At 70.1% G+C, this 22,498-nt stretch carries 16 protein-coding genes and 1 pseudogene; 8 read left to right on the top strand and 9 right to left on the bottom strand.

What is annotated here, in order from left to right; genetic code table 11:
• Window positions 1-67: 67 nt before the first annotated feature.
• Window positions 68-625: a hypothetical protein gene (locus Q3W71_RS14105; RefSeq protein ID WP_302919763.1), complete on the bottom strand. Its 558-nt coding sequence runs from the start codon at window positions 623-625 to the stop codon at window positions 68-70.
• 274 nt (window positions 626-899) lie between these two features.
• Between Q3W71_RS14105 and Q3W71_RS14100 the strand changes: the two genes are divergently transcribed.
• The 3 genes from Q3W71_RS14100 to Q3W71_RS14090 all read left to right on the top strand — a co-directional run bounded on the left by Q3W71_RS14100 (window position 900) and on the right by Q3W71_RS14090 (window position 3,391).
• Window positions 900-1,496: a TetR/AcrR family transcriptional regulator gene (locus tag Q3W71_RS14100; RefSeq protein ID WP_302919762.1), complete on the top strand. Its 597-nt coding sequence runs from the start codon at window positions 900-902 to the stop codon at window positions 1,494-1,496.
• A gap of 164 nt (window positions 1,497-1,660) precedes the next feature.
• Complete coding sequence (locus Q3W71_RS14095; RefSeq protein WP_302919761.1) at window positions 1,661-2,497, top strand: alpha/beta fold hydrolase; 837 nt, start codon at window positions 1,661-1,663, stop codon at window positions 2,495-2,497.
• 9 nt (window positions 2,498-2,506) lie between these two features.
• Window positions 2,507-3,391 (top strand): AraC family transcriptional regulator, encoded by an 885-nt coding sequence (locus Q3W71_RS14090; RefSeq protein ID WP_302919760.1) that lies wholly within the window; start codon window positions 2,507-2,509, stop codon window positions 3,389-3,391.
• 179 nt (window positions 3,392-3,570) lie between these two features.
• On the opposite strand, the gene Q3W71_RS14085 is transcribed toward Q3W71_RS14090, so the two are convergent.
• The 4 genes and pseudogenes from Q3W71_RS14085 to Q3W71_RS14070 form a co-directional block, all read right to left on the bottom strand.
• Window positions 3,571-4,275 (bottom strand): hypothetical protein, encoded by a 705-nt coding sequence (locus Q3W71_RS14085; RefSeq protein ID WP_302919759.1) that lies wholly within the window; start codon window positions 4,273-4,275, stop codon window positions 3,571-3,573.
• Window positions 4,276-4,623: 348 nt separating this feature from the next.
• A pseudogene (locus Q3W71_RS14080) lies at window positions 4,624-4,755 on the bottom strand (TrmH family RNA methyltransferase); the annotation flags it as partial.
• Window positions 4,756-5,015: 260 nt separating this feature from the next.
• Entirely contained in the window at window positions 5,016-5,768 is a 753-nt protein-coding gene (locus Q3W71_RS14075; RefSeq protein WP_302919758.1) for a hypothetical protein, read from the bottom strand.
• Between the two features lie 687 nt (window positions 5,769-6,455).
• Entirely contained in the window at window positions 6,456-7,481 is a 1,026-nt protein-coding gene (locus tag Q3W71_RS14070) for a helix-turn-helix domain-containing protein (RefSeq protein ID WP_302919757.1), read from the bottom strand.
• Window positions 7,482-7,586: 105 nt separating this feature from the next.
• Here Q3W71_RS14070 and Q3W71_RS14065 point away from each other — a divergent pair, with 105 nt between their 5' ends.
• The 3 genes from Q3W71_RS14065 to Q3W71_RS14055 all read left to right on the top strand — a co-directional run bounded on the left by Q3W71_RS14065 (window position 7,587) and on the right by Q3W71_RS14055 (window position 14,911).
• Window positions 7,587-10,085 (top strand): hypothetical protein, encoded by a 2,499-nt coding sequence (locus Q3W71_RS14065; protein ID WP_302919756.1) that lies wholly within the window; start codon window positions 7,587-7,589, stop codon window positions 10,083-10,085.
• Between the two features lie 284 nt (window positions 10,086-10,369).
• Window positions 10,370-12,622, top strand: a complete 2,253-nt coding sequence (locus tag Q3W71_RS14060) for a S8 family serine peptidase (RefSeq protein WP_368050799.1) — start codon at window positions 10,370-10,372, stop codon at window positions 12,620-12,622.
• A gap of 48 nt (window positions 12,623-12,670) precedes the next feature.
• Entirely contained in the window at window positions 12,671-14,911 is a 2,241-nt protein-coding gene (locus Q3W71_RS14055) for a S8 family serine peptidase (protein ID WP_368050636.1), read from the top strand.
• 1,167 nt (window positions 14,912-16,078) lie between these two features.
• Here Q3W71_RS14055 and Q3W71_RS14045 read toward each other — a convergent pair.
• Entirely contained in the window at window positions 16,079-16,405 is a 327-nt protein-coding gene (locus Q3W71_RS14045; RefSeq protein ID WP_302919754.1) for a hypothetical protein, read from the bottom strand.
• Between Q3W71_RS14045 and Q3W71_RS14040 the strand changes: the two genes are divergently transcribed.
• Window positions 16,404-17,744 (top strand): FG-GAP-like repeat-containing protein, encoded by a 1,341-nt coding sequence (locus Q3W71_RS14040; protein ID WP_302919753.1) that lies wholly within the window; start codon window positions 16,404-16,406, stop codon window positions 17,742-17,744. The two genes, Q3W71_RS14045 and Q3W71_RS14040, sit on opposite strands and share 2 nt — an antisense overlap.
• A 146-nt stretch (window positions 17,745-17,890) precedes the next feature.
• Here Q3W71_RS14040 and Q3W71_RS14035 read toward each other — a convergent pair whose 3' ends face one another.
• From Q3W71_RS14035 to Q3W71_RS14025, 3 genes are all read right to left on the bottom strand, one after another.
• Window positions 17,891-18,622 carry a DUF6069 family protein gene (locus Q3W71_RS14035; protein WP_302919752.1) on the bottom strand — a complete coding sequence of 244 codons (732 nt, stop codon included), beginning with the start codon at window positions 18,620-18,622 and terminating at the stop codon, window positions 17,891-17,893.
• Window positions 18,623-18,627: 5 nt separating this feature from the next.
• Window positions 18,628-19,626: an RNA polymerase subunit sigma-70 gene (locus tag Q3W71_RS14030; RefSeq protein WP_302919751.1), complete on the bottom strand. Its 999-nt coding sequence runs from the start codon at window positions 19,624-19,626 to the stop codon at window positions 18,628-18,630.
• Between the two features lie 369 nt (window positions 19,627-19,995).
• Entirely contained in the window at window positions 19,996-20,727 is a 732-nt protein-coding gene (locus tag Q3W71_RS14025) for a FadR/GntR family transcriptional regulator (protein WP_302919750.1), read from the bottom strand.
• Between the two features lie 144 nt (window positions 20,728-20,871).
• On the opposite strand from Q3W71_RS14025, the gene Q3W71_RS14020 reads away from it, so the two are divergent.
• A complete protein-coding gene (locus Q3W71_RS14020) occupies window positions 20,872-22,497 on the top strand; it encodes an ABC transporter substrate-binding protein (protein WP_302919749.1) in 1,626 nt (541 codons plus the stop codon).
• The last annotated feature ends 1 nt before the right edge of the window (window position 22,498 follow it).

The following is a 22,498-nucleotide window of genomic DNA, read 5'->3' as shown; positions in this document are numbered from 1 at the left end:
CCGGCCGGCCACCGTCACCATTGCCGCGCCACGGCGGACGACCACGTCGTAGGTAGCGTTGTCCATGTCAGTTCGCCTTGGCGGCGCGGCCGAGACGGACGGCCGAGATGAGGAAGAAGATGCCGCCGGGGATGGCGTAGCCGATCGCGTTGGTCAGCACCGGGTTGTCCGCGGTGGCGGTGGCGATGAACGACCCACCGGCGAGTACGGAGATGCCGCCGCTGATGATCATCGGCCACTGGCCACCCATCCCGCGGCGGGTGACCCCCACGATCAGTTGGACCAGCCCGGCCACCACCGCCCAGGCACCCCACACCCGCAGGACCGCCGGGATGCCGGATGCGCTGGCCACGGCCAGGCCGACCGCGGCGAGCAGGCTGACCGCGACGTTCACGTACAGCAGCGTGGGCGATCCGGTGGCGCGGGACGCGCGGGCGTCGATGACGGCGGCGGCGACGTCGAACAGCGGGTAGAGCACGAGCAGCGTGACGGCGAGCGGGCCGAGCTGCGTGGCGGTCGTGAACATCACGAGGGCCCAGACGATGGCGAACGCGAAACGGACGAGGTACAGCCGCCGCAGGGTGGACGCCGTCGTCGAGATGCCGGGTGCGGCAACGGTGGTCATGGTCATCCTTTCGGTGGCGAGGGGACCGCGACCAGCGGGGCCGAGGACTCGAACACCACGAGGTAGAACGAACGTTCTGTCTCGCAAATGATGTCGACCCTGTTCCGGCCTGTCAAGACAGAACGTTCTACCTCTTGGCGATCGGGGTGCGGGACGCCAGGAGCGCGCCCGCGTTCTTCCCGGCCCGGGTGGATGCGTCATCGCGCCTGGCGAAAAGTGTCCGGCGTCGATGAATCGAGGGCAAGACCGAACGTTCTGTCGCTAGCATGGCCTGATGGCACGTAGCGGGACCGGAATCCGGCCGTCCGAGGCGCGGCAGCGACTCCTCGACACGGCGACGAGGATCTTCTACGGGGAGGGGATCCACTCGGTCGGCGTCGACCGGATCATCGCCGAGGCGAAAGTGACCCGGGCCACGTTCTACCGGCACTTCCCGGGCAAGGAGGATCTCGTCCTCGCCTATCTGAAGGCCGCCGATCGGGCCATCCGCGACCAGGTGGACACGGCCGTCACCGCCGGCCTACCGGCGCCCGAGGCCCTCCGGGCCGTTGCCGAGGGGATCGCCCGGGACATCCAGTCCACCGGCTTCCGCGGCTGCGCCTTCCTGAACGCCGTGGCCGAGTATCCCGATCCCGACCACCCCGTGCACCAGGCCGTCCTCGCGCACCGGCAGTGGTTCCTCGACACGATCAACACCTTGCTGGCGGGCATCCGGGAAGCCGAGGCGGAGCCCGCCGCGCGGCACTTCGTCATGCTCCGCGACGGCGCCATGGCGGCCGGCTGCCTCTTCGACCGGGCGCTGATCTCCGAGACCTTCCTCCGCGGCGTCGAGGGACTCATCCGAACCCACGCCGCACCCCAGCCATCCTGAGCGCGTCCCGGCACGGGGTTACGCTCGCGCGGTGGCCTGGACGGGTGGCCAGCTGGGCGTAACGCCTCGCGCCAGGCCGCGTGCAGCCCGGAGTCGGCGCCGGCCCCTTCCACGACGACATTTGTCCAAGACTGATAGTCGGCAGCCCATGCATCATCCCCCGCATGAGTGAGTACGACGTTGAGCAGCCGCAGGCGATGCATGTGGTCCACGACGGCCCGCGGCAGGCACCGCCGCTGTTGCTCATCCATGGATCGGGGTTCTCGGGCGGCTCCTGGAGTCCGGTGGTCCCGGCACTCGCCGGCTACCACCACGTCATCCGGGTTGACCTCCCGGGCTGCGGCCAGTCCCCGCCCGGGCTGTCATACGACGTGTCCGTGCAGGCGGGCCGGGTGGCGGGGCTGCTCGACGACCTCGGCCTTCGTCGGGTCGCCACGGTCGGGCACTCCAGCGGCGGGTACATCGCCACCGCCCTTGCCGAACAGCGCCCCGATCTGGTGAGGTCGCTCGCGCTGATCAGCACCGGCCCGCGTCCCGATGCGCTCCTTCGGCAGCCGGTCCTTCTTCGGGTCCTGTTGGCCCCGCCTCTCGGCCCACTGCTCTGGTTGAGGCGTTCGGACGCGATGATCCGCAGGGGGATAAGCGTGACGTGCGCTCGCCCCGTGGAGGTCCCCGACGACCTAGTCGCCGACCTACGAAGCACCACGTACCGGGCGATGAGGACGGTGCTGCGCCGCAACACCGCGTACATCGCGGAGCGAAGCGTGCCCGAGCGTCTCGCCGCCCTCGATGTCCCAGTGCTGGTGATCTTCGGTACCGCCGACCCCCGCTGGGAGCCGTCGTCGGCACACCAGTACGACACGGTGCCGAATGCGCGGGTCGAGCTGCTGCCCGGTGTCGGGCACATACCCATGCTCGAGGCCCCCGAGATGACCAGCGAACTGCTGCTGGGCTTCACGGCAACGGCCGCTGACACCCTGCCCGTGATCCCTCAGACATAGACTGGTCACATGCTGCCGACCGGGACGCCACCCGACTGGGCGTCGGTGGAGATCGCAGTCCCGCGCCCGTCAGCTCGGCTGCCGGGGACCAGCATGGCCGGGTTCCGCCAACGTGCCCCCGCCCTGGCGGACATCGCCATGGTCGCGCACCCAGCCGTCACCCTGCTCATCGACCTGAGCGAGGGGGAAGGCCTCGCCTACGACACCCCTGGCCGGCACGGGCGCGGCAGTGTCGTCGTCGGGCTCCTCCCCGGCAATCTTCGGGCAAGTGGCCGGGGGATCGGCGAGTGCCTCCAGATCCGGCTGGAGCCGGCCGCGGCGGCTGCGGTGCTCGGCGCATCGACCGAACTCAGCGGGACGGTGGTATCCCTGGAAGATGTCTGGGGCCGCGATGCCGAGCGAGTCGAGGACAAGCTGCGCGCCGCCGCGTCATGGGACGAACGGTTCACGATCGCGAAGGAAATCCTCGGCCGACGGCTGGTCGCCCGCCCACCGGTCGATCCGGAGGTCGCCTACACCTGGCGGCGGACGCTCACCAGCCGGGGGCGGGTACGGGTCGACGGCCTGGCGGACCAGGTCGGCTGGACCCGCAAGCGCCTGTGGTCCCGCTTCCGGTCCCAGCTCGGCATCACACCCAAACGCGCCGCCCAACTGGTGCGGTTCGACCACGCCGCCCACCTTCTCGCGACGGGACACGCCCCCGCCAGCGTTGCCACCGAGAGCGGCTACGTCGACCAGTCCCACCTCCACCGTGAGGTCAAGGCGTTCACTGGGCTTACACCCACGGCCGTGGCCGTCGCACCGTGGCTCGCGATTGACGACCTCGCGTGGCCGGCTTCATCGCCAACCCGGAGCCCTGGAACGGGTGGCGAACGCATCCCCGACCGTCGTTGAACAGCCTGCCCGCGGACCTACCACCAGCCGCCTTCGAAGCCCGCTACGATCCCACCGAACACCGGCTGACCCAGCCGGAAACCCGACCCAGCTAGCCGCTACCAAACCCGGGGGGTTCAGACCGATTCGTCACCGCGTCCCGAGTCGGTCTTGAGCCGGTCTCGCGCGTGTCTATCACCTCAGTAGTCCAGAAGGAGAGGCTGACGGTGCTCGATAGCGGTCTCGGCCAGGTCGAGCATGACCGCTAGGCCGAACCGCGCGAGGTCCTCCACCGTCGGATCCTCTGTGAACAGCCCGCGCCGCAACTCGGCAGGGTCGTACCCGGCAAGAAGGCCGGTGCGCTCGGCAAGCAGGCACAGCTCTGCGGCCAGCCGGTCAACCGAACCCATCCGGGTCGGCTGACCCGTCGGCCGGGACGCCTCGATAACGATCGGATCCGTGCCGAGCGGCAACCACCACTCCACCCCGGACAGTAGGGTGATGTAGCGCTCGGGCTGGGCCGAGGCCGCCTGGTATGCGGGAGCGTCGGCAAACTCACGGGGGCTGTCCGGCTTTTCCCAGGGGCTCGGCTGCAGGTCCGGCCGCTCGTCGTACGCGGCGAGCAGCAGCACGGCGCCGAATCCGTCCCAATCCGGCTTGTCGGTCCAGTACGGCTGGGTCGCGCCCTCCGGCCAGTCCACCGGCCCGCCGAGCGCCTCGCCGAGCCACTGCTGCCATTCCCGTACGGCGTGCTGCACCACCTCCGGGTCGGTCTCGTGATCCTCCTCCTGCGCCCGGATGACCCGCACGGCGAATCCGTCCTGTGCGCCGATCTGCTGTGTGATGGTCAGCCAGTCGCTCAGGTGGTAGCGGGTCAACGGTCCGACGTAGAGATCAAGGCCCATGAGGGCATTCTTGCCTACGGCGCCGTGCTTCCCCGCGCTGGCCGGCCGAGTCCTTGGGCCATTTTCATTCTGCACAGCGGTTGGCTCCGACGGGGCGCAGAACGAGGATGGCCCGCACGATCGCGGTGGTGCGGTGGGCAACCGCGTGCCTCGTCCGACGGCCCCGTCTGACCGACGACCTCGCGGCCTCGACGGATGACCGGAGACGGTTCACCGGCGCCCGCCAAGGCATGCCAGACCGTGCGGCGCAGCAGAGGGCGCAGGCCAGGCGCCTCCGCGACCGACACCGGCCGCCTCGGCGGGTCGTCGCCGTCATAGGGTGATCGGCCCACCACTGTGGTCGGTGCGCTACCGGCGGGCAGCAGCGCTGCGCTGGCGTGCCGATTCGTAGAGCACGACGGTCGCGGCGGCCGCCGCGTTCAGGGAGCTGGCGGCCCCGGACATCGGGACCCGGACGAGCTGGTCGCAGGCCTCACGCCAGCCGACGCTGGGCCGGTCGACGCCAGGCGGGAACGGTGACGACGTTCCGCGGTGGGCTCGGTCGTGGGCCGCCGGGCCGGGAGCGGCGGCGGTCTCGGTGGTCGCCTCCGCCACCATGATCACAGGGTGGCACCGGTGCAGCGACACGTAGGCGGCGTCCTGCTCGGTGCAGCGCTCGCCTGCCTGGCCGCGCCGGCGCCGGTCGCCCGGCGCCCGCGCGGCCCGCCTACGGGAGCGGTGTTCGCCCCGCAGGCGTCGCGTCAGACCTTGCTCGCCGCGCTGCGCGCGACCTCGACCAGCTGTTCCTTGTCGTCGGCGGCACCGTGAACGAACACCAGCACGTACTTTCCACCGACCTCCTTGACCCCCGCGACGGTACCGACACCGTCCTTGGCGCCGAAGGCCGCGGCTTCACCCACGCCGGACACCGGCTCGCCGGCCGCGCCCTCCAACGCCGCGCGGACGTTCGCCTCGGCACTGCCGCTCTTCGGGCCGACGGAGGTACCGACGGTGAGGAACAGCTCCCCGCCGTCGGACACGTCGCAGGAGTACGTGGTCACACTGCCCGCGCTCGTCACCGGGTCGTTCTCCTGCACGCGAGGTGCACTCACCTCGAACAGGGTCGGCAACAGCTCGGTGTCGACCAGCGGGCACGCCGCGGCCGGGAGTGCGGCGGCGGGCGCCGACGCCGTGGCCGCGGCGCTCGAACCCGTGGTCTCCGGCACGACTGACTCCTCAGCGCCGTCGTCGGTGCCGCAACCGGCAACCATTCCGAGCGCGAGCGCTACGCCGCCCGTCACGAGCGTCTTACGCAGGGTCAATCGGATCATCGTCTTCCTCACCTCAATCTCGGCCCGTCCCGGGTTGGCGGCGGGCCGTCCGATGCCACGGATGCGCCCGCCCAGGGGGAGTCGGCGATCCGACGCCGATCCGCCACCGGAGATATCAGTGCGAGGCGGACCGGTCATGGCGCAGGAGTCAATCAGCAGGTCAGACGATGTGTCCAAGACCATCCAGCGGAGCCTCTGATAGCCATTCGCATATCAGCCCTGGTCGGGGGCGATCGACCGACGACGCGTCGAGGTGTTGATCACACGCACGGGCCACTGCTCTCCTCGAGAGGATCGACCGTCGATGTGGGTGGCCTTACCCGAGGATCCACGGTCGCCACGTGGTGTGGGGCGCTCCGGCGACCGGCTCGGGAGTCGGAGCGCAGCGCAGGCGCCCGTCACCGGGGCCGGCTGTCGGCCGGGTCGAGTGAGAAGAGCTGCTCTGCAAGCTCCTGGCCAAGCTCCGCTGCTGCCCCGACGTGCCGCCACGATCGTCCCGGCCAACCTCGTCCTACATCACGTCCAGACCAGCCGAAACACACGATGGAATGTGCTTTGTGTAGATCTCCATGGTGATCGCGAACTGCGCGTGGAGGATCTGCATCGCCACCCGAGGGTGCACGTCCAGGCCGGCCAGGAGCGAGGCGCAGGTCCGCCGGGCGTCCCGGACGGTGATCCGCCGGAGGGCCTGTCAAACGAACGGAGACCTCTCTGCCGCCGACGGCTTGAGACAGAGAGGTGCCGTTCGTTTCACTGTCCCCCGGGCGCCGGTAGGATCGACGGTGGTCAACTGGTCGACCAGCAGGTGGTAGGCGCGAAGGTGGCACGGGTTGGTGGAGCATCTGCTCCCTGCCGCATTCCCGGTGGTCCTCAGCGCCCGGCAGTGGTCGATCGGTGAGGCCGGGTCTCAGGTGGTGGCTCGACGGGGTCGCTGAGCCAGCCGCGGCGGGCGGCTTGGCGAGCAAGCTGGAATCGGGTACGGGCCTCCGCCCGTTCCATCAGGCTGCGCATCCGACGCTGGTACGTACGGTCGCTCAGACCGAGCTGGCGGGCAATGGCGTCGTCGGGCAGTCCGGTGGTGAGCAGCGCCAGGATGTGCCGATCCTCTTGCGAGGGTTGGTTGGCGTCGGCGGCGCCGGACCAGGCCAGGTCCAGCGGCAGGGCGACCCGCCACAGTGCTTCGAACATCGCCGCGATGGCTTCCAACAGTGCGGAGGGGTGGATGACGGCGGCGCTTTCGAGTACGTCGGGCGCCGCCTGCAGTGGGATGATCGCGATCCGGTCATCGGCGATGATCAGTTTCGTCGGCAGGTGTGGGAGAACCCGGTCCTGCTCCCCGAGCCGTGCGCCTTCCGCGATGTCGCCGGTGATTCCGCCGCGCGTCTCGACGGCCGCCTGTTCGTAGATGGTGCGGACCGTCGCGCCCGGCTGGACGAGGGACGTCGCCGTACCTCCGAACTGCCGCGTCGCGTAGGGAGGCTTGTCGAGCCCTCTCAGCTCCTTACGGGCGCTGCGCACGATGTTCAGTGACCACTCCAGCACGGCCTCCCGGCCGGTGACGACTTCCACCAACTGGCTGGGATCCTGTCTGGCCGCGGCCAGTCGGAAGCGTTCGGACAGTTGCGATGCCCGGACGCGGGCGCGCTTGATCTCTTCCTCGCGCCGCAGCAACAGGATGTCGAGCACCACGTCGGGGTCGACGGCGGTGTAGCAGATCGGACTCTCCGATGTGTGGCGCGTCAAGCCGCGCTCCGCTAGGTCGTGCAGCGCCTTCCGCACCTGCTGGTCACTGAGGCAGGTGGCCGTGGCCAGCTCCCCCGCGGTGGCTGGGCCACCGTCGAGCAGCCGCTCGTAGATCAGCTCCGCCTCGGCCGATAGGCCGATCACCTCGAGCACGCACCCTCCCGACTTCAGGGATGACGAATACCCGCCAACGACGACTAGCCGCCATCGACGGACCTTCCCAGACGGATGTCGCAGCCGCAACACTATCGGCGTTCCGTGAGACAAGATCGCTTTCTGTTTCACATTCGTCACACACGGACGGAGCCGGATATGGCTGATGACCCCGTACCCGTTGGTATCAAGACACTGATCCGGAGACGACTCAAACAGCGACCGGTGTTGCTCGCCGCTGGCCTCGTCGCCGCAGTGAGTGCCTCCGCGCTGGCGGTCAACGGCCCGCTCGGCGGCGACGACGCCGCGGCACCCCCGGCCGCCATACCCGCCGAGTTGACGGCAGCCACGCCGTCGACCGCCGCCGGCACGAAGGTCACCCTGGTGACCGGCGAATCGGTGCGCGTGGAGCGGGTCGCGGGGGGCCAGACGGTGGTCTCGCCGGCACTGGCGGTCGACTCGGGGCAGTCGCCCGAGGACGCGCTGGCCGACTCCGCCGGGATGTTGACGTTGGCGCTCGGTGGCGACGTCTACGCGGTGCCGGCGGCCGCGATCCCGCACCTCGGTAAGACGCTCGACCCGGCCCTGTTCAATGTGTCCTACCTCGAACGGGCCGGCTACACGGCGCAGCCGAAGCTGCCGCTGTCGATCGAATGGCGCACGGCCGAGCACGGCGCGGTCCCCGGAGTGACCGCGCCGAAGACCGGGACGCGGACCGAGGGGTCGATCGATGCCGCAGGGACCGCCGCGTTCGGCCGGGCGCTGACCCGGAACGGGGCGGACGCGCTGAGTGAGGTGAAGAAGATCTCGCTGGGTGCCGCGCCGGATGCGGCCGGGGTGCCCGGCGCGGCGCCACTCACGATGCGTTCGGCGGCCAAGGGCAGGCAGTCCCACACGCTGACCGTCAACCAGCTCAACCGGCAGGGTGTGGAGGGTACCGCGATCATCGCGATCCAGAACCTCGACAACGCCGAGACCTACTACAGCATCCACTACCCGACGCCCGGCAGCGGCCCGATCGCGGTGAGCGTGCCGGCGGGCCCGTACGGCATCTCGGCGTTCATCTTCGACATGAACGAGACGGGCTTCGACGAGAACCTGACGTTCGTGCCGGCGGATGTCACGGTGTCGAAGGACACCGCTGTCACCCTGGACGCCCGGGAGGCGCGGCCGATCGACGTGACCGTGCCGCGCGCGGAGGCCGAACCGATGATCGCCGCCATGAAGTTCGCGCGGCACTCGGCCGCCGGCGGCTCGCTGCAGAGCCTGTGGTGGTCCTACGGCCCGGCGGTCCACGAGATCGTGCCGGAGGTCCGCTACTTCGCCAAGCCGACCCCGGCTCCGCGGCGGGGCTCGTTGGGTTTCAGCCACTCGTGGATGTTCGCGCCGCCCGGCACCGGGCTGGACGGCACACCCCAGGAGTACCTTTACAACCTGGACTTCCCCAGCGAGAACGGGGTGCCGGCCAAGCTCACCCACCGGATGACCGAGGCCGATCTGGCCATCGACCACACCAGGATCGGAACGCTGAATCCCGATTTCGGCGGAGCGAGCACGATGACCCCGTTCCATTCGTGGTCGACGATGACCATGGGGCTCGGGACGCCGCTCATGGGCCAGATGGCGCTGCCGGTCGAGCGGACCGACTACTACGGTGGGTCGAGGACGACGGTCTGGCACCGGGGAGTCGCGACCCTTCCAAACCCGGTCAGAGACGGCTACTACCCGAGAATCTACGGGCCGTTGCGGACGTTCCGGCCGGGTGAGGAGATCACCACAACGTGGGCGAACGGCCCGTCGGTGCCAGCTCCGGAATGGCAGAACATGGGGCTGCCGCACGGGGCCACTCAGGCAACCGGAATTGCGAAGGCCACCACCACCTACTTCTGCCCGGCCTGTCGGCAGGGCGACGTCATGGGATTCAGCGTGGTCAGCTCCGGCGACAGCGATCCGACCCACACGACCTCGCACTATGAGTACACGATCCACGCCCTGACCGACACCAGCGGCGGCCCGACCAGCACGATCAACTTCTACCGGGACGGGCAGCTGACCCAGGTGGCGGCGGCGTCCGGTCAGGTGTTCCCGATGCTGCCCGGCACGGCGTCGTACCGGATCGAGTGGACGCAGACCCGGCCGGAGTGGGCGACGTTGGGCACTCGGGTGGAGACCACCTGGGACTTCAGGTCGAGCACCCCGAAGAAGAACGATCGGCTGCCGAAATACCAGGAGTGCACGCCGGACGTCAACCGGGGTTGCTCCTACCTGCCGCTGATCTTCGGTGCGTACGACTTCGGGGCGGACCTGCGGGGCAAGGTGCCCGCGGCTGGGCCGCACACCTTCACCGTGTCCGGCTACTACCAGCGGGGCGTGACCGGCCGGCAGGTGACGAAGGCGGCGGTGGAGGTGTCGTTCGACGACGGCAAGACCTGGACCCCGGCGGCGGTCACGGCGCGGGGCGGCGGGAAGTTCCAGGTGTCGGTGCAGAACCCGGCCGCGTCGGAGGGCTCCGGCTTCGCGTCGGTCAAGGTCAACCTGTCGGACTCGGCCGGTGACTCGTTCGAGCAAACGGTGATCCACGCGTACGGGCTGGCGGGTGCATGAGCATGAGCAGGAGGAAGGGAGCGTCCGTGCGTCGTTCGCGCACGTTGGTGATGGCCGTCGCCGCGGTGCTGGGCGTGAGCCTGGTCGGTGCGCCGGCTACCGGGTCCCCGCCGCAGACGGCGGCCACCCAGACCCCACCCCAGGCGACGGCCACCCAGACCCCGCCGCAGAAAGCGGCCGAGGTTCCGCAACCGCAGGCAGACGTCAAGCAGGTGTGTGCCGAGGAGCCCTCGACGGATCAGTCGGCAGGTCCGGAGTCATCGCGGGCCACGTGTTCGGCGTTGGTGCAGAGCGACGCCGGCGGTAAGCCGCTGACCACCGATCCGAAGGCGACCGAGGCGCAGCTGCCACCGGGGTACGGCGTTGCGCAGCTGCAGACCGCGTACGGCCTGACGGAGGCCGCGGCCAGCAAGGGCGCCGACCAGACGGTGGCGGTGGTGGTGGCGTACGACGCGCCGAACGCGGAGCAGGACCTGGCGGTCTACCGCGGGATGTACGGCCTGCCGCCGTGCACCACGGAGAACGGCTGTTTCCGCAAGGTCAACCAGGACGGGGAATCCGGTCCGCTGCCGCCGCCGCACGCGGGCTGGGCGCTTGAGGCAGTCGTGGACCTGGACATGGTCTCGGCGGCCTGCCCGCAGTGCAAGATCCTGCTGGTGGAGGCCAACGACAACCTGATCGACAACCTGGCCGGCGCGGTGGCGACGGCCGCCCGACTGGGCGCGACGCAGATCGTCAGCAGTTGGGGGCTGCTGGAGCGTCCGGGGATCCTGGAGTACGAGACGTTCTTCGACCACCCCGGGGTTTCGATCTTCGCGGCCTCCGGAGACACCGGTTACGGCGTCAGCTACCCGGCGTCGTCGGCGAGCGTGACGTCGGTGGGTGGCACCAGCCTGTGGCCGGCCAATGGCGCCCGTGGATACTACGAGTACGCCTGGGGCGCCGCCGGCTCGGGCTGCTCCGCGTACGTCAAAAAGCCGTCCTGGCAGCGGGCGGAGACCGGCTGCTCGCACCGGGCCACGGCCGACGTCTCGGCGGTGGCCGACCCGGCCACCGCGGTCGCGGTCTACGACACCCACCAGGCGGGCGGCTGGGTCCGGGTCGGCGGCACGAGCGTGGCCACGTCACTGGTGGCCGGGGTGTACGCGCTCATCGGCGAGGAGACCCGCGAGGAGCCGGGCGGCGCCTACGCCTACCGCCATCCGGAGAAGTTCTTCGACATCACCAGCGGAAACAACACCGGCGCCGACCCCGGTGCCGACATCCCGGGATCGTGCAGCCCGGCGGTGCTCTGCACCGCGGGCGTCGGGTACGACGGGCCGACCGGTGTGGGCACCCCGAACCTGGCCGGGATCGACCCGACCGTCGACCGGTGTGTGAACAACTGGGAACAGGTGAGGACGCCCAACCCCAGCCAGATCAACGGCATTGTCTACTCCACCCTTGCTGACGTCGCCGTGCTGTCGGAGTCCGACGTGTGGACCCTGGGCGAGTACTTCGAACACGCCGGCCGCGGCCCCGGCCACAGCAAGGGAGAAATGATCGACATCCAGCACTGGAACGGGTCCGAGTGGGAACACGTGCCCTCACCACACCCCACCCATCCGCAGTGGGGCGATGTCCGGGTGCTGGCCGATGAGATGGAGTTCTCCGGGCCGGACGACGGCTGGGTGGTCGGCCATCGCCGGAACGTGGACTCCAACGTGCCGCACGTCCAGCACTGGGATGGCAGGAGCTGGTCGCTCAGCCCGGTGTTGAACCCGGTCGGCGGGACCTACGAGGCCCTCGGCCAGACCCGTCCGGCCCATGTGGAGGCCACCGGGGTGGCCGCGATCTCCCCGACCGACGTCTGGGTCACCCTGGTCGAATACAAGGACTTCGGGATGACCGTCCCGGCCAGGTCGTACGTCGAGCACTGGGACGGCCGGACGTGGAGCTTTGTCGACTTCCCCTTCACCGACGGCCCGATCACGCTGCACGACGTGTACGGAACCGCGTCGAACGACGTCTGGGCGGTCGGCCGGATCGGCGACCTGCCGTACACGATGCACTGGGACGGCAAGGAGTGGACGCCGATTGAGGTGCCGTACGACGCCGCCTCCGGCTGGTTCTTCTCGGTTGACGCCACCGGCCCCAACGATGTGTGGGCCGTCGGGGAGAAGCACGTGCCCGGCGGTGAGGTGCCGCTGATCCAGCACTGGGACGGCAAGAAGTGGACGGAGACGCCCGACGGCGGCGTCATCTCGGCGATCACCAAGCTCACGGATGTGACGGCGATCGCCCCCGACGACGTGTGGGTGGCCGGCGACTGGACCACCCAGTCCGACGGCGGCTACGTGGTCGAGCACTGGGACGGCAAGAAGTGGACGGTTGTCGACGTCCCGGAGGGCTGGACCAGCGGCCTGACCGGGATCGACGCCAGCGGCCCGAACAACGTCTGGGCGGTCGGCGCGGAGCTGCGGTCGCATGCGCCGAACGGCTTTGGCAGCGACGGCTTCTACACGTACGCGATCCGCAACGACTGTGGCGGTGAGTGACATGACGAGATCGGAGAAGGGCTTGGCGTCAGAAAGGGTCTACGAACGATGACACTCTCCACACCGCCGGCGAAACGCCGCTGGCGGCTCGGAATAGGGGCGGTCGCGGCGGCCGCCACGGTGGGCCTCGCCGGCACATCGGCGATCGCCGCGCCCGCCGAAGGGCAGATCCTCAGCGCCGGCGGCGCCACCGCAGTCACCGACTCGTACATCGTGGTGCTCAAGGACACCGCGGTGGCGGCGGCCGGAGTCACCGACAAGGCTCGCGGCCTCGCCAACAAGCACGGCGGCACCGTCGCCCGGACCTACCGGCACGCGCTGCGCGGCTTCGAGGCGCGGTTGACCGAGCGGGCGGCCAGGCGGCTGGCCGCCGATCCGGCCGTCCGGTACGTCGAGCAGAACCACACCGTCACGATCGCCGGCACCCAGACGCCGACCCCCTCCTGGGGGCTGGACCGGATCGACCAGCGCGCCCGGCCGTTGAACAACTCGTACACCTACCCGAACTCCGGCACCGGCGTGACGGCGTACATCCTCGACACCGGCATCCGGTTCTCCCACAGCGACTTCGGTGGGCGGGCGGTCAGCGGCTTCGACGCCATCGACGGCGGCACCGCCGACGACGGCAACGGCCACGGTACGCACGTCGCCGGCACGGTCGGCGGCACCGCCTACGGCGTGGCTAAGGACGTAACCCTGGTCGGGGTACGGGTGCTCGACGACGGTGGCAACGGCACGTACGCGCAGGTCATCGAGGGCATCGACTGGGTCACCGGGGACCACGACCCGGGTGAGCCCGCGGTGGCGAACATGAGCCTCGGCGGCGGCTTCGACCAGGCCGTCAACGACGCGGTGACCGCGTCGATCGCCGACGGGGTCGTCTACGGTATCGCGGCGGGCAACGACAACGGCATCGACGCCTGCGGCGTCACGCCGGCCGCCACCCCCGACGCGATCACCGTCGGCGCGACCCAGAGCAACGACGTCCGGGCCAGCTACTCCAACATCGGCTCCTGCCTGGACATCTTCGCCCCGGGCTCTGCGATCACCTCCGCGTGGCACACCGGCGACACCGCGACCAACACCATCAACGGCACGTCGATGGCCACCCCGCACGTGGTGGGGGCCGCCGCGCTCGTGCTCGCCGCCAGCCCGACGTACACCCCGCGGCAGGTCCGGGACAAGCTGGTCAACGAGGCCACCGACGGCGTGATAACCGACCCCGGCAACGGCTCGCCCAACAAGCTGCTCTACACCGGTGACATCCAGCCACCGACCCAGGACTTCTCGATCGAGGTCGCCCCGGCCGCCGGAACGCTCGACCCGGGCGGTTCGGTCTCCGCCACGGTCAGCACCAGCACCACGGTCGGTAGCCCGCACCCGGTCACCTTCTCCGCCAGTGGCCTGCCCGACGGGGCGACGGCGAGCTTCAGCCCGCCATCCGTCACCTCGGGCGGCTCCTCGACGGTGACCATCAGCACCACCGGCAGCACCGAGCCGGGCACGTACGTCGTGGCCATCACCGGTAGGGGGCCGGAGACCACGAACTCCACGTCGTACCGCCTGACCGTCAACGGGCCACCCGGCTGTGCGCAGACCGCCAGCAAAGATGTGTCGATCCCGGACTACAACACCGTGGAGACCGCGTTCACCATCTCCGGATGCGCGGGTAACGCCGGCTCGGGCAGCACCGTGGAGGTGCACATCGTGCACACCTACATCGGTGACCTGGTGGTGACGCTGGTGGCGCCCGACGGCAGCACGTACCCGTTGCACAACCGGACCGGCAACAGCACGGACAACCTCGACCAGATCTACACGGTCGACCTGTCCGGTGAGGTCTCCAACGGCACCTGGCACCTGCGGATCCAGGACGCCGCCGCCGTCGACACCGGCTACCTCGACAGGTGGACGCTCAACCTCGAAGGCACCCGTACCCCACCGCCGGTCTGCGCCGGCACCAACGGCGCTGACGTGTCGATCCCCGACAACAGCACGGTGCAGAGCACGATCACCATCTCGGGCTGCGCCGGTAACGCCGCCTCGGACGCCACCGTGGAGGTGCACATCGTGCACACCTACGTCGGTGACCTGGTGGTGACGCTGGTGGCGCCGGGCGGGCGCACCTACCCGTTGCACAACCGGACCGGCGGCGCGGCGGACAACATCGACCAGACCTACACGGTCGACCTGGACCGGGAGGTGGCCAACGGTACCTGGACCCTGCGAGTGCGGGACTCGGCCTCCGGCGACACCGGCCATATCAACAGCTGGACGCTGAACCTCTAGGCGGCCACATCCCGTACCCACGGTTCTCCCCTGACCGGGGCCCTCGACACCCGCTGGGCTCCGGTCAGGGAAGCGCCCGTCCCGGGAGCTGGCGCGATGCCGGCAACCCAGTGTTGTTCGAGCCACGGCCGGCCACCAAACCACAGCCCAGCACAATCAGGCTGCGACAGGATCCTCACAGTCAGCCCAGGATCGCTCGGATGACCGCGGTGTCCCCGTCCAGTTCCAGCAGGTGTACGACCCACCCTCCCGGTTCGGGCTCGGCTCCGGGTTGGTCGCATCCGACTCGCCCGCCGCCGTCGGCGTGAATCGCCACCGTGCACCCGGGCCCTGCCAGGAAGCCGCCACCGCCGCCCCTGCCGTTGGCGTCGGTCAGTCGCACCCTGACACCGCCATCCTCCACGGAGGACGACACCGTCCACCTGCCGAGTGGAAATGTGACCGAGCGGGAGAAGGATACTTTGCAGTCGCCGTCGGCACACGCCGCGTACTTGGTGCCGCCCCCGCTCGGCGCCTCCGTCCTCTGTGCCGCTTCGGGCTCCTCCGCCGCTTCGGCCTCCCGTGACTCGTCCGTGGTGGGGGAGGAAGATGCGGAAGGTTCGGCGTCACGGGGACTTGGGGGGGAAGCAGCGCGGGAGGCGGTCGCGGTAGCGGCGGTGTCAGGGCTCGACCACGTGGCATCGGAGGACGATTCCGCCTCGGAGTCGCAGCCGGCTACGGCCAAGACGAGCAGTAACGCCCCGATCGCCGTGCGTTTGGCGGAGGACAGTCGGCAATGCTGCATGCGCGGAGCCTAGTGGCCCGACTTTGCCGGAGCCCTGCGGGTAGACGCGATCGCCGGGTCCGGCCTGGGGGCGTGGTGCCGGCCGCTCGCGCCCATCGCCGACCAGTTCATCCGAGCCGCGGCTGGTAGACAGCGGCCGGTCGGTCGACGTCCTACCCGACCGCGAAGCCAGCACGTCGCTCCCGTTTCGGATAGCACTCCACCGTGCAGGTCAAGTGCCGCCCTGTAACAGCGTGGCCTTTGCCGATCGACCGGACAGCGCGAACATGCGCAGCCCGTCGACGAGGTCGAACTCGATGTCTTGACGCTGGCGTGATCCGGCCGGGCGCCTTTCCGCCAGGTCAGGGCTGGTGACAACCTCCGCCAGGTCCGTGATGCTTCATTCAGCGCGGGGGATCCACCGGAGATCCGCCGAGCAGCCCCCCGAACATCAGCCAGCGGTACAGCCGTGGAAAGGACATCGATATATCTAAGTAAAACAATGGATGCCCGGTCGACACCTTGCCGGTCGACCCGTACCAGCAGATCCATCCCGAACCAATCGAAACTTCGGAAAGGACCCAGGAGCAGATGTTGATGCGACGCTCGACCACCAGGAAGGCGGACACCCGCGCCGGCGCCGGCGACAACTCCGTCACCGGCCCGCCGCGAACAGCGCGCGCCATACGACGACGGTTCGGCCGCACCGTACTGGTTTCCCTGCTCGCCATGGCGAGCGGTGTCGGCCTGATGGCGCCGCCCGCGGCCGCCGCCACGAGCCGGCAGCAGATCGTCAGCGTGGCCACCAACCAGCTCGGTGGCACCGGCTGCAACCCGGGCTACTACAACAGCTGCGGCATCGAGTGGTGCGCGGAGTTCGCCCGCTGGGTGTGGCGCACCGCCGGCGTCTCGGACGTGAGCGGCCTGGACTCGTGGGCGCAGTCGTTCAAGACGTACGGAATCAACCGAGGGCTCTACCACTCCCGTTCCAGTGGATACGTGCCACAGCCCGGCGACGCCATCGTGTTCGACTGGGACCACGCCTCCGGCGACGGCCACCCGATCGACCACGTCGCCATCGTCACCAGCGCCACCAGCACCCAGGTCAACACCATCGGCGGCAACCAGGGTTCCTCGAACAACTACTCCAGCAAGGTCAGCCGGGCCAGCTACTCGCGCACCAACGTCGACATCGACGGGTACGTCTCACCCGCCGGCGTGGGCAGTGGAACGCCCGTCGACGAGCGGAACGTCGGCCACAGCGTGACGGGCGACTCGTTCGCGGATCTGGTCGCCACCAAGGCCGACGGCACCATGCTGATGTACGCGAACAACTTCGTCCGCGACGACGGCGTGCCGTACGGCACCGCCCGGCAGATCGGCAGCGGCTGGGGCACCTTCAACCAGGTCGTGAACGCGGACGTCACCGGTGACGGCTACACCGACCTGGTGGCCCGCAAGACCGACGGGACGCTGTGGCTGTACCCGAACAACATCGAGCGGGACAACGGCGTGCCGTACAGCAGCGCGGACGCCCGGCAGATCGGCAGCGGCTGGGGCGGCTTCGACCGGATCATCGGCGCCGACGTGACCGGTGACGGGTTCACCGACCTGGTGGCGCGCAAGACGGACGGCACCCTGTGGCTGTACCCGAACAACTTCGTCCGCGACGACGGCGTGCCCTACAGCGGCTCGACGGCCCGGCAGATCGGCCACGGCTGGAGCGGCTTCGACACCCTTATCGGCGCTGACGTGACCGGTGACGGGTTCACCGACCTGGTGGCGCGCAAGGCCGACGGGACGCTGTGGCTGTACCCGAACAACTTCGTCCGCGACGGCGGCGTGCCGTACGGCAGCGCCAGCCAGATCGGCAGCGGCTGGGGCGGCTTCAATTACGTCGTCGGCGCCGACGTCACCGGTGACGGCTACACCGACCTGGTGGTCCGCAGGACCGACGGGACGCTGTGGATGTACCCGAACAACATCGAGCGCGACAACGGCGTGCCGTACAGCAGCCCGGACTCCCGGCAGATCGGCAGCGGCTGGGGTTCCTTCACCACCATCAGCTGACCGCGTGACCTGATGGCGCGCCCGGCCTGGCCGGGCGCGCCGTGTCGCGTACGACGAGGGACGCCGGGCCCCGGTAGCGCCAGGGTGAGCGCGACCGGGGGCGACGTCGGTGCGCTGGCGCCCCGCGTTCTTCCGCCGCGGGATGGTCACTCGGTCCGGGTGCGGAGGCTCCGCGTCAGGGTGGGAATCATCACCGCCGCGGGGACGAGGTGCAGCCCGAGCAGGGCGGTGGTGGTCGCGGTGTCCGCCCCGGAGACGAGGGGTGGGATCAACGAGATCACCGTCAGCGCCACCGCCGTCCACAGGAATCGCTGGGCGGGGCGAGCGCTCCACCGGAGAAGAGCGGTGGCCACGACCACGCCCACGACCGAGCAGAAGCCGGTCACCACGGCGAACCCGCCCAACGGGATCGCCTCGCCACCATCGGGGATCTCGAAGCCGACGCCGACGGCCCGGGCGAGCGCGGCGGCGAGGGTGGTGGCCACCATCGCGGCGAGCGTGGCGACGAGGCCGGTACCGACGAGCCCGCGGAATCGGTAAGTGCGGCTGGTCCGGCCCGGTGCCGGGCCCGCGACGGTGTCATTCATGCTGTTCATGGCTGTTCCTCCAGCTAACTGGCGCACAGGCTGTGTTGACTGACCGGTGACGGTCCTGGGCGTGACGATGCGTACCGTCGCCGTGCGACGGCCAGGGTTGCGCAGGGCGCGGACGCCGGTGCCGCGGAGCCAGAAGGCGGCGTCGGTTCCGAGGACCGGGCCGGGCTGGCCGTCGCGCAGCTCCAGCTGCACCCGGCCACGAGTGACGACGCCGAACGCGTCGTGCCACTCCGTTGCGACCACCGCGACACGCGCGCCAGCGCGCAGCGCGAGCGTCCGCACCGGAGCTACTCCGTGCCGTCCGCCGGCAGGCGCTCCGGCAGCCCGAGCCGCGGGAACTGGTCGTCGTGGAACGTGATGATCTCGGTGATCGCCCCGCCGGTGATGCGCAGGACGTCGATGGTCAGCGGCAGGTACGCCTGCTCCTGCTCCCGCCAGTGGTAGAAGGCGACGGCGGGCTGCCGGTTCACGGCGGTGGGGACGGCGCGCAGACCCGTCATGCCCTCGAAGCCGTCCTCGACCCAGCTGTTCACCACCGCGTCGCGGCCGACCTGCAGGCCCGGCGTGGGCGGCATCGAGCACCGGACGTCGTCCCGCAGCATCGCGGTGATCGCCGGGATGTCCGTGGCCACACTGGCCTCGGTGAAGCGGCGTACCAGGTCGCGCGTCCCGGCGTCCTCCTCGCCGCCGGTCCAGTCCTGCCGCTCGGCGGGCAGGTGCTCCCGCATACCGGCGCGGGCCCGCTGCAACGCGCTGTTCACCGAGTTGACGGAGTCCCCGAGCAGCTCCGCGACGTCCTTCGCCGGCCAGCCGAGCACGTCCCGCAGGATCAGCACGGCCCGCGGACGCGGCGCGAGGTGCTGGACCGCGACCAGGTACGCCAGCTCGATCGTCTCCCGCGCGACGGCGACGGTCTCCGGCTCGTCCGCGTCGGCCGCGGGCAGTTCGTCGAGCAGCCGGTCCGGGTAGGGCTGCAGCCACCGCACCTCGCCGCCGGTCGCCGGCTCCGGGCGGCGCTTGGCGAGCAGGTCCAGGCAGGCGTTGGTGGCGATCCGGTACAGCCAGGCCCGGAACGTCGACCGCCCCGCGAAGGTCTCCCGACGCCGCCAGGCACGCAGGAACGTCTCCTGCACGGTGTCCTCGGCGTCCTCGAACGACCCGAGCATCCGGTAGCAGTGCACGTGCAGCTCCCGCCGGTGTCGCTCGGCCAACCCCGAGAACGCCGGCTCGTCGACCTCGCCCAGCCCGCTCACGCCCAGGTCCTCCAGCCGTGTGTCCGTCCTCATCGCGTCATCCTTCCGGCTCGTCGTGTCCCGTCGTAGGTGTGACGGGTCCGGGCGCGACAACTCATCACCACGGCCGGCCGGCAGGGCTGATTCGATGGCGGAGCACGACGCGCGGTACGGCGCGGAGGGCGCGGGCGGTCCGGTCGGTTCCTCGGCCGCGCATCGGTTTCAGCGCGAGGTGACCGCGATCAGCTTCGATCAGGCGTCCGGTGGGGGAGTGGGACGGTGCCGCGACGCCGTCCGTCGTCCCCGGCGGGAGGCGGCGGACGGCCGGGGCGCGGCTGCTCCGGCTCGGTGTCCCGGTGAGGTGCTGAGCGCCAGCCCCGCCGCCGCGTAGACCGTTCCCCACGGTTGAGCCGGTCGTACCACTCAGGACTGGACGGCGCGGGCCAGGCTGGCGCGGACGGGCGCGTAGTGGTCGGCGATGGCGGACCGCAGGGCCGCCGGATCGCCGGCGCTGATCGCCTCGACGATCGCCCGGTGCCGCTGCGCGGTGATCACCCGGTCCTCCGGCTCGGTGCGCAGGGTGGGCGCCACGATGGCCTGCACCTGCCAGAACGCCTCGGTGAGCTGGAGGATCAGGTCGTTGCCCAGGGGTTCCATCAGCTTCAGGTGGAACTCCCGGTCGACCTCGAGGAAGTCCTTGTCCTGCGCGGCCAGGTCCGCCATCTGGTCGGCGAGCGCGGCGAGAACCGCGCGGTGCTCGGCGTCGAGGACGGCGATGATGTCGGCGGCGAGGCCCTGTTCGAGGGTCTGCCGGACGTCCACCACCTGGCCCAGCACCCGGTGGTCCTCCTCGCCGCTGAGCAGCCCGCGGAAGGCCAGGCTCTCCACCAGGGCGTTCAGCGACATCCGGCCGACGAAGGTGCCGTGACCGTGCCGCACCTCGACGATGTCGAGCGCGGAGAGGATCTTGACCGCCTCGCGGACGCTGGACCGGCTGGCGCCGATGGCCTCGCACAGCTCCGTCTCGGTGGGGAGCAGGTCCCCCGGCTTCAGGCGATTGCGCAGGATGTACTCCTTGATCCCCGTCACGACCTCCTGGCGGCGGGGACCCGGGCGCTCCGGCCCGCGCAGCGGGCTCGCGTCAATCGTCGTCATCTGCCCCTTGCCCTTCCTTCACGGATCTGTCACGCTCAGCCTAACGGCATCAGACGTCAGACGTCATACCCATACCCCACCCTCACACCCCCGCAGCGCTGAGCGGCCACGCGGAGCGCATGCAGAGCCTATGGAGGCAACTACGTGAGCACCACCGACAAGCCGTCGGGGCGCCGCCTCGGCACCGCGCGCCGTGGTCGCGCGCTGGCCCTGACGGCTGCCGCGACCACCCTGGCGCTCGGGCTGGCGGCCTGCAGCGGCGGCCCCGCCTCGACGAACGCGGTCGAGGGCGGCAAGGGCGGAAAGACGATCGAGGCCACGCTGGCGTTCACCCTCTCCAGCGGGTTCGATCCGGCGAACGCCTCCTCGGCCGTCGCGACGGCGGTCAACCAGCACATCTTCGAAGGTCTCGTCGACCTCGACCCGATCACCCGCGAGCCGTACCTGGCACTGGCCAAGGCCGACCCGGTGGCCAGCGCGGACGGGCTGACGTACACCGTGTCCCTGCGCGACGGTGCCAAGTTCTCCGACGGCTCCCCGGTCACCGCCGAGGACGTCGCCTGGTCGTTCACCCGGGTGCTGAAGCCGGCCGACCCCGCGGCCCCACCGCTGATGCAGGGGTTCATCCCGTTCATCGAGGCGGTCACCGCGAAGGACGCCACCACCGCCGAGTTCACGCTGAAGTACCCGTTCGCGCTCTTCGCCGAGCGCATCTCGGTCGTCAAGATCGTGCCCAGGGCGAAGACCGGCGACCCGGCCGCCGCGAAGGCCTTCGACACCGCGCCGATCGGCTCCGGACCCTTCAAGATGGACAGCGCGTCCAAGGAGTCCGGCATCAAGCTCAGCAAGAACGACACCTACAACGGCCCTCGTCCCGCCACCGCGGACGCGATGACCTGGAACACCACCACCGAGGCCGCGGCCCGGGTGTCGGACCTGCAGGGTGGCCGGGTCCAGGCCATCGAGTCGGTGCCGTACCTGAACGTCGACTCGCTCAAGGGCAAGTACACCGTCGACGTGAAGCAGGCCTTCAACCAGGTCTTCCTCATGTTCAACACGCAGGCGGCGCCGTTCAACGACAAGCGGGTGCGCCAGGCCCTGCACTACGCCATCGACAAGGACGCGGTCATCAAGACGGCGCTCAACGGCTACGGCAGCCCGGCGACCAGCTACCTCGACGAGGGCAACAAGGACTACCAGAAGGCCGCCACCGTCTACGACCACAACCCGGACAAGGCCAGGGCCCTGCTCGCCGAGGCCGGCGTGGCGAACCTGTCGATCCAGCTCGACACCACCGACAGTTCCATCGTGAAGGACGTCGCGCCGCTGGTCGTCGAGCAGTGGAAGAAGATCGGCGTCAACGCCAGCCTGAACACCGTGCCGTCGGCGGCGATCTACGGCGACGTCGTCCCGAAGGACACCTTCCGGGTGCTGATGGCCACCGGTGACCCCAGCGTCTTCGGCGTCGACACCGACCTGCTGATGCGCTGGTTCTACTACGGCGAGACCTGGCCGGGGAAGCGCTACCGCTGGAGCGACGCGGACCGCAAGGCCATGGCCGCGCTGCTCGACCGGGCGGCCCAGACCTCCGACGAGGCGGCCCGCAAGGCGCTGTGGAAGCAGGCCCTGGACACGGTGGCCGACGAGGTTCCGCTCTACCCGATCCTGCACACCAAGGTCGTCACCGCGTACGACCCCGGCAAGCTCACCGGCTTCTCGGGCGCCGCGACCACCGGCCTGTACTTCCTGGGCGCCAGCCGCACCGGCTGAG

The sequence above is a fragment of the Micromonospora sp. C28SCA-DRY-2 genome (assembly GCF_030519475.1).
Classification (GTDB): domain Bacteria; phylum Actinomycetota; class Actinomycetes; order Mycobacteriales; family Micromonosporaceae; genus Micromonospora.
Note: the sequence above shows the minus strand (reverse complement) of the source record. Positions and strands in the feature narration are given on the sequence as shown.

Bases quoted from the DNA above. Each gene is read 5' to 3' on its own strand.
- Q3W71_RS14090 (WP_302919760.1), top strand. From the start codon at position 2,507: ATGCTGCCGACCGGGACGCCACCCGACTGGGCGTCGGTGGAGATCGCA.
- Q3W71_RS14045 (WP_302919754.1), bottom strand. From the start codon at position 16,405: ATGGCGAGCAGGGAAACCAGTACGGTGCGGCCGAACCGTCGTCGTATG.
- Q3W71_RS14075 (WP_302919758.1), bottom strand. From the start codon at position 5,768: ATGGTCTTGGACACATCGTCTGACCTGCTGATTGACTCCTGCGCCATG.
- Q3W71_RS14105 (WP_302919763.1), bottom strand. From the start codon at position 625: ATGACCACCGTTGCCGCACCCGGCATCTCGACGACGGCGTCCACCCTG.
- Q3W71_RS14040 (WP_302919753.1), top strand. From the start codon at position 16,404: ATGGCGAGCGGTGTCGGCCTGATGGCGCCGCCCGCGGCCGCCGCCACG.
- Q3W71_RS14055 (WP_368050636.1), top strand. From the start codon at position 12,671: ATGACACTCTCCACACCGCCGGCGAAACGCCGCTGGCGGCTCGGAATA.
- Q3W71_RS14100 (WP_302919762.1), top strand. From the start codon at position 900: ATGGCACGTAGCGGGACCGGAATCCGGCCGTCCGAGGCGCGGCAGCGA.
- Q3W71_RS14085 (WP_302919759.1), bottom strand. From the start codon at position 4,275: ATGGGCCTTGATCTCTACGTCGGACCGTTGACCCGCTACCACCTGAGC.
- Q3W71_RS14025 (WP_302919750.1), bottom strand. From the start codon at position 20,727: ATGACGACGATTGACGCGAGCCCGCTGCGCGGGCCGGAGCGCCCGGGT.
- Q3W71_RS14095 (WP_302919761.1), top strand. From the start codon at position 1,661: ATGAGTGAGTACGACGTTGAGCAGCCGCAGGCGATGCATGTGGTCCAC.
- Q3W71_RS14030 (WP_302919751.1), bottom strand. From the start codon at position 19,626: ATGAGGACGGACACACGGCTGGAGGACCTGGGCGTGAGCGGGCTGGGC.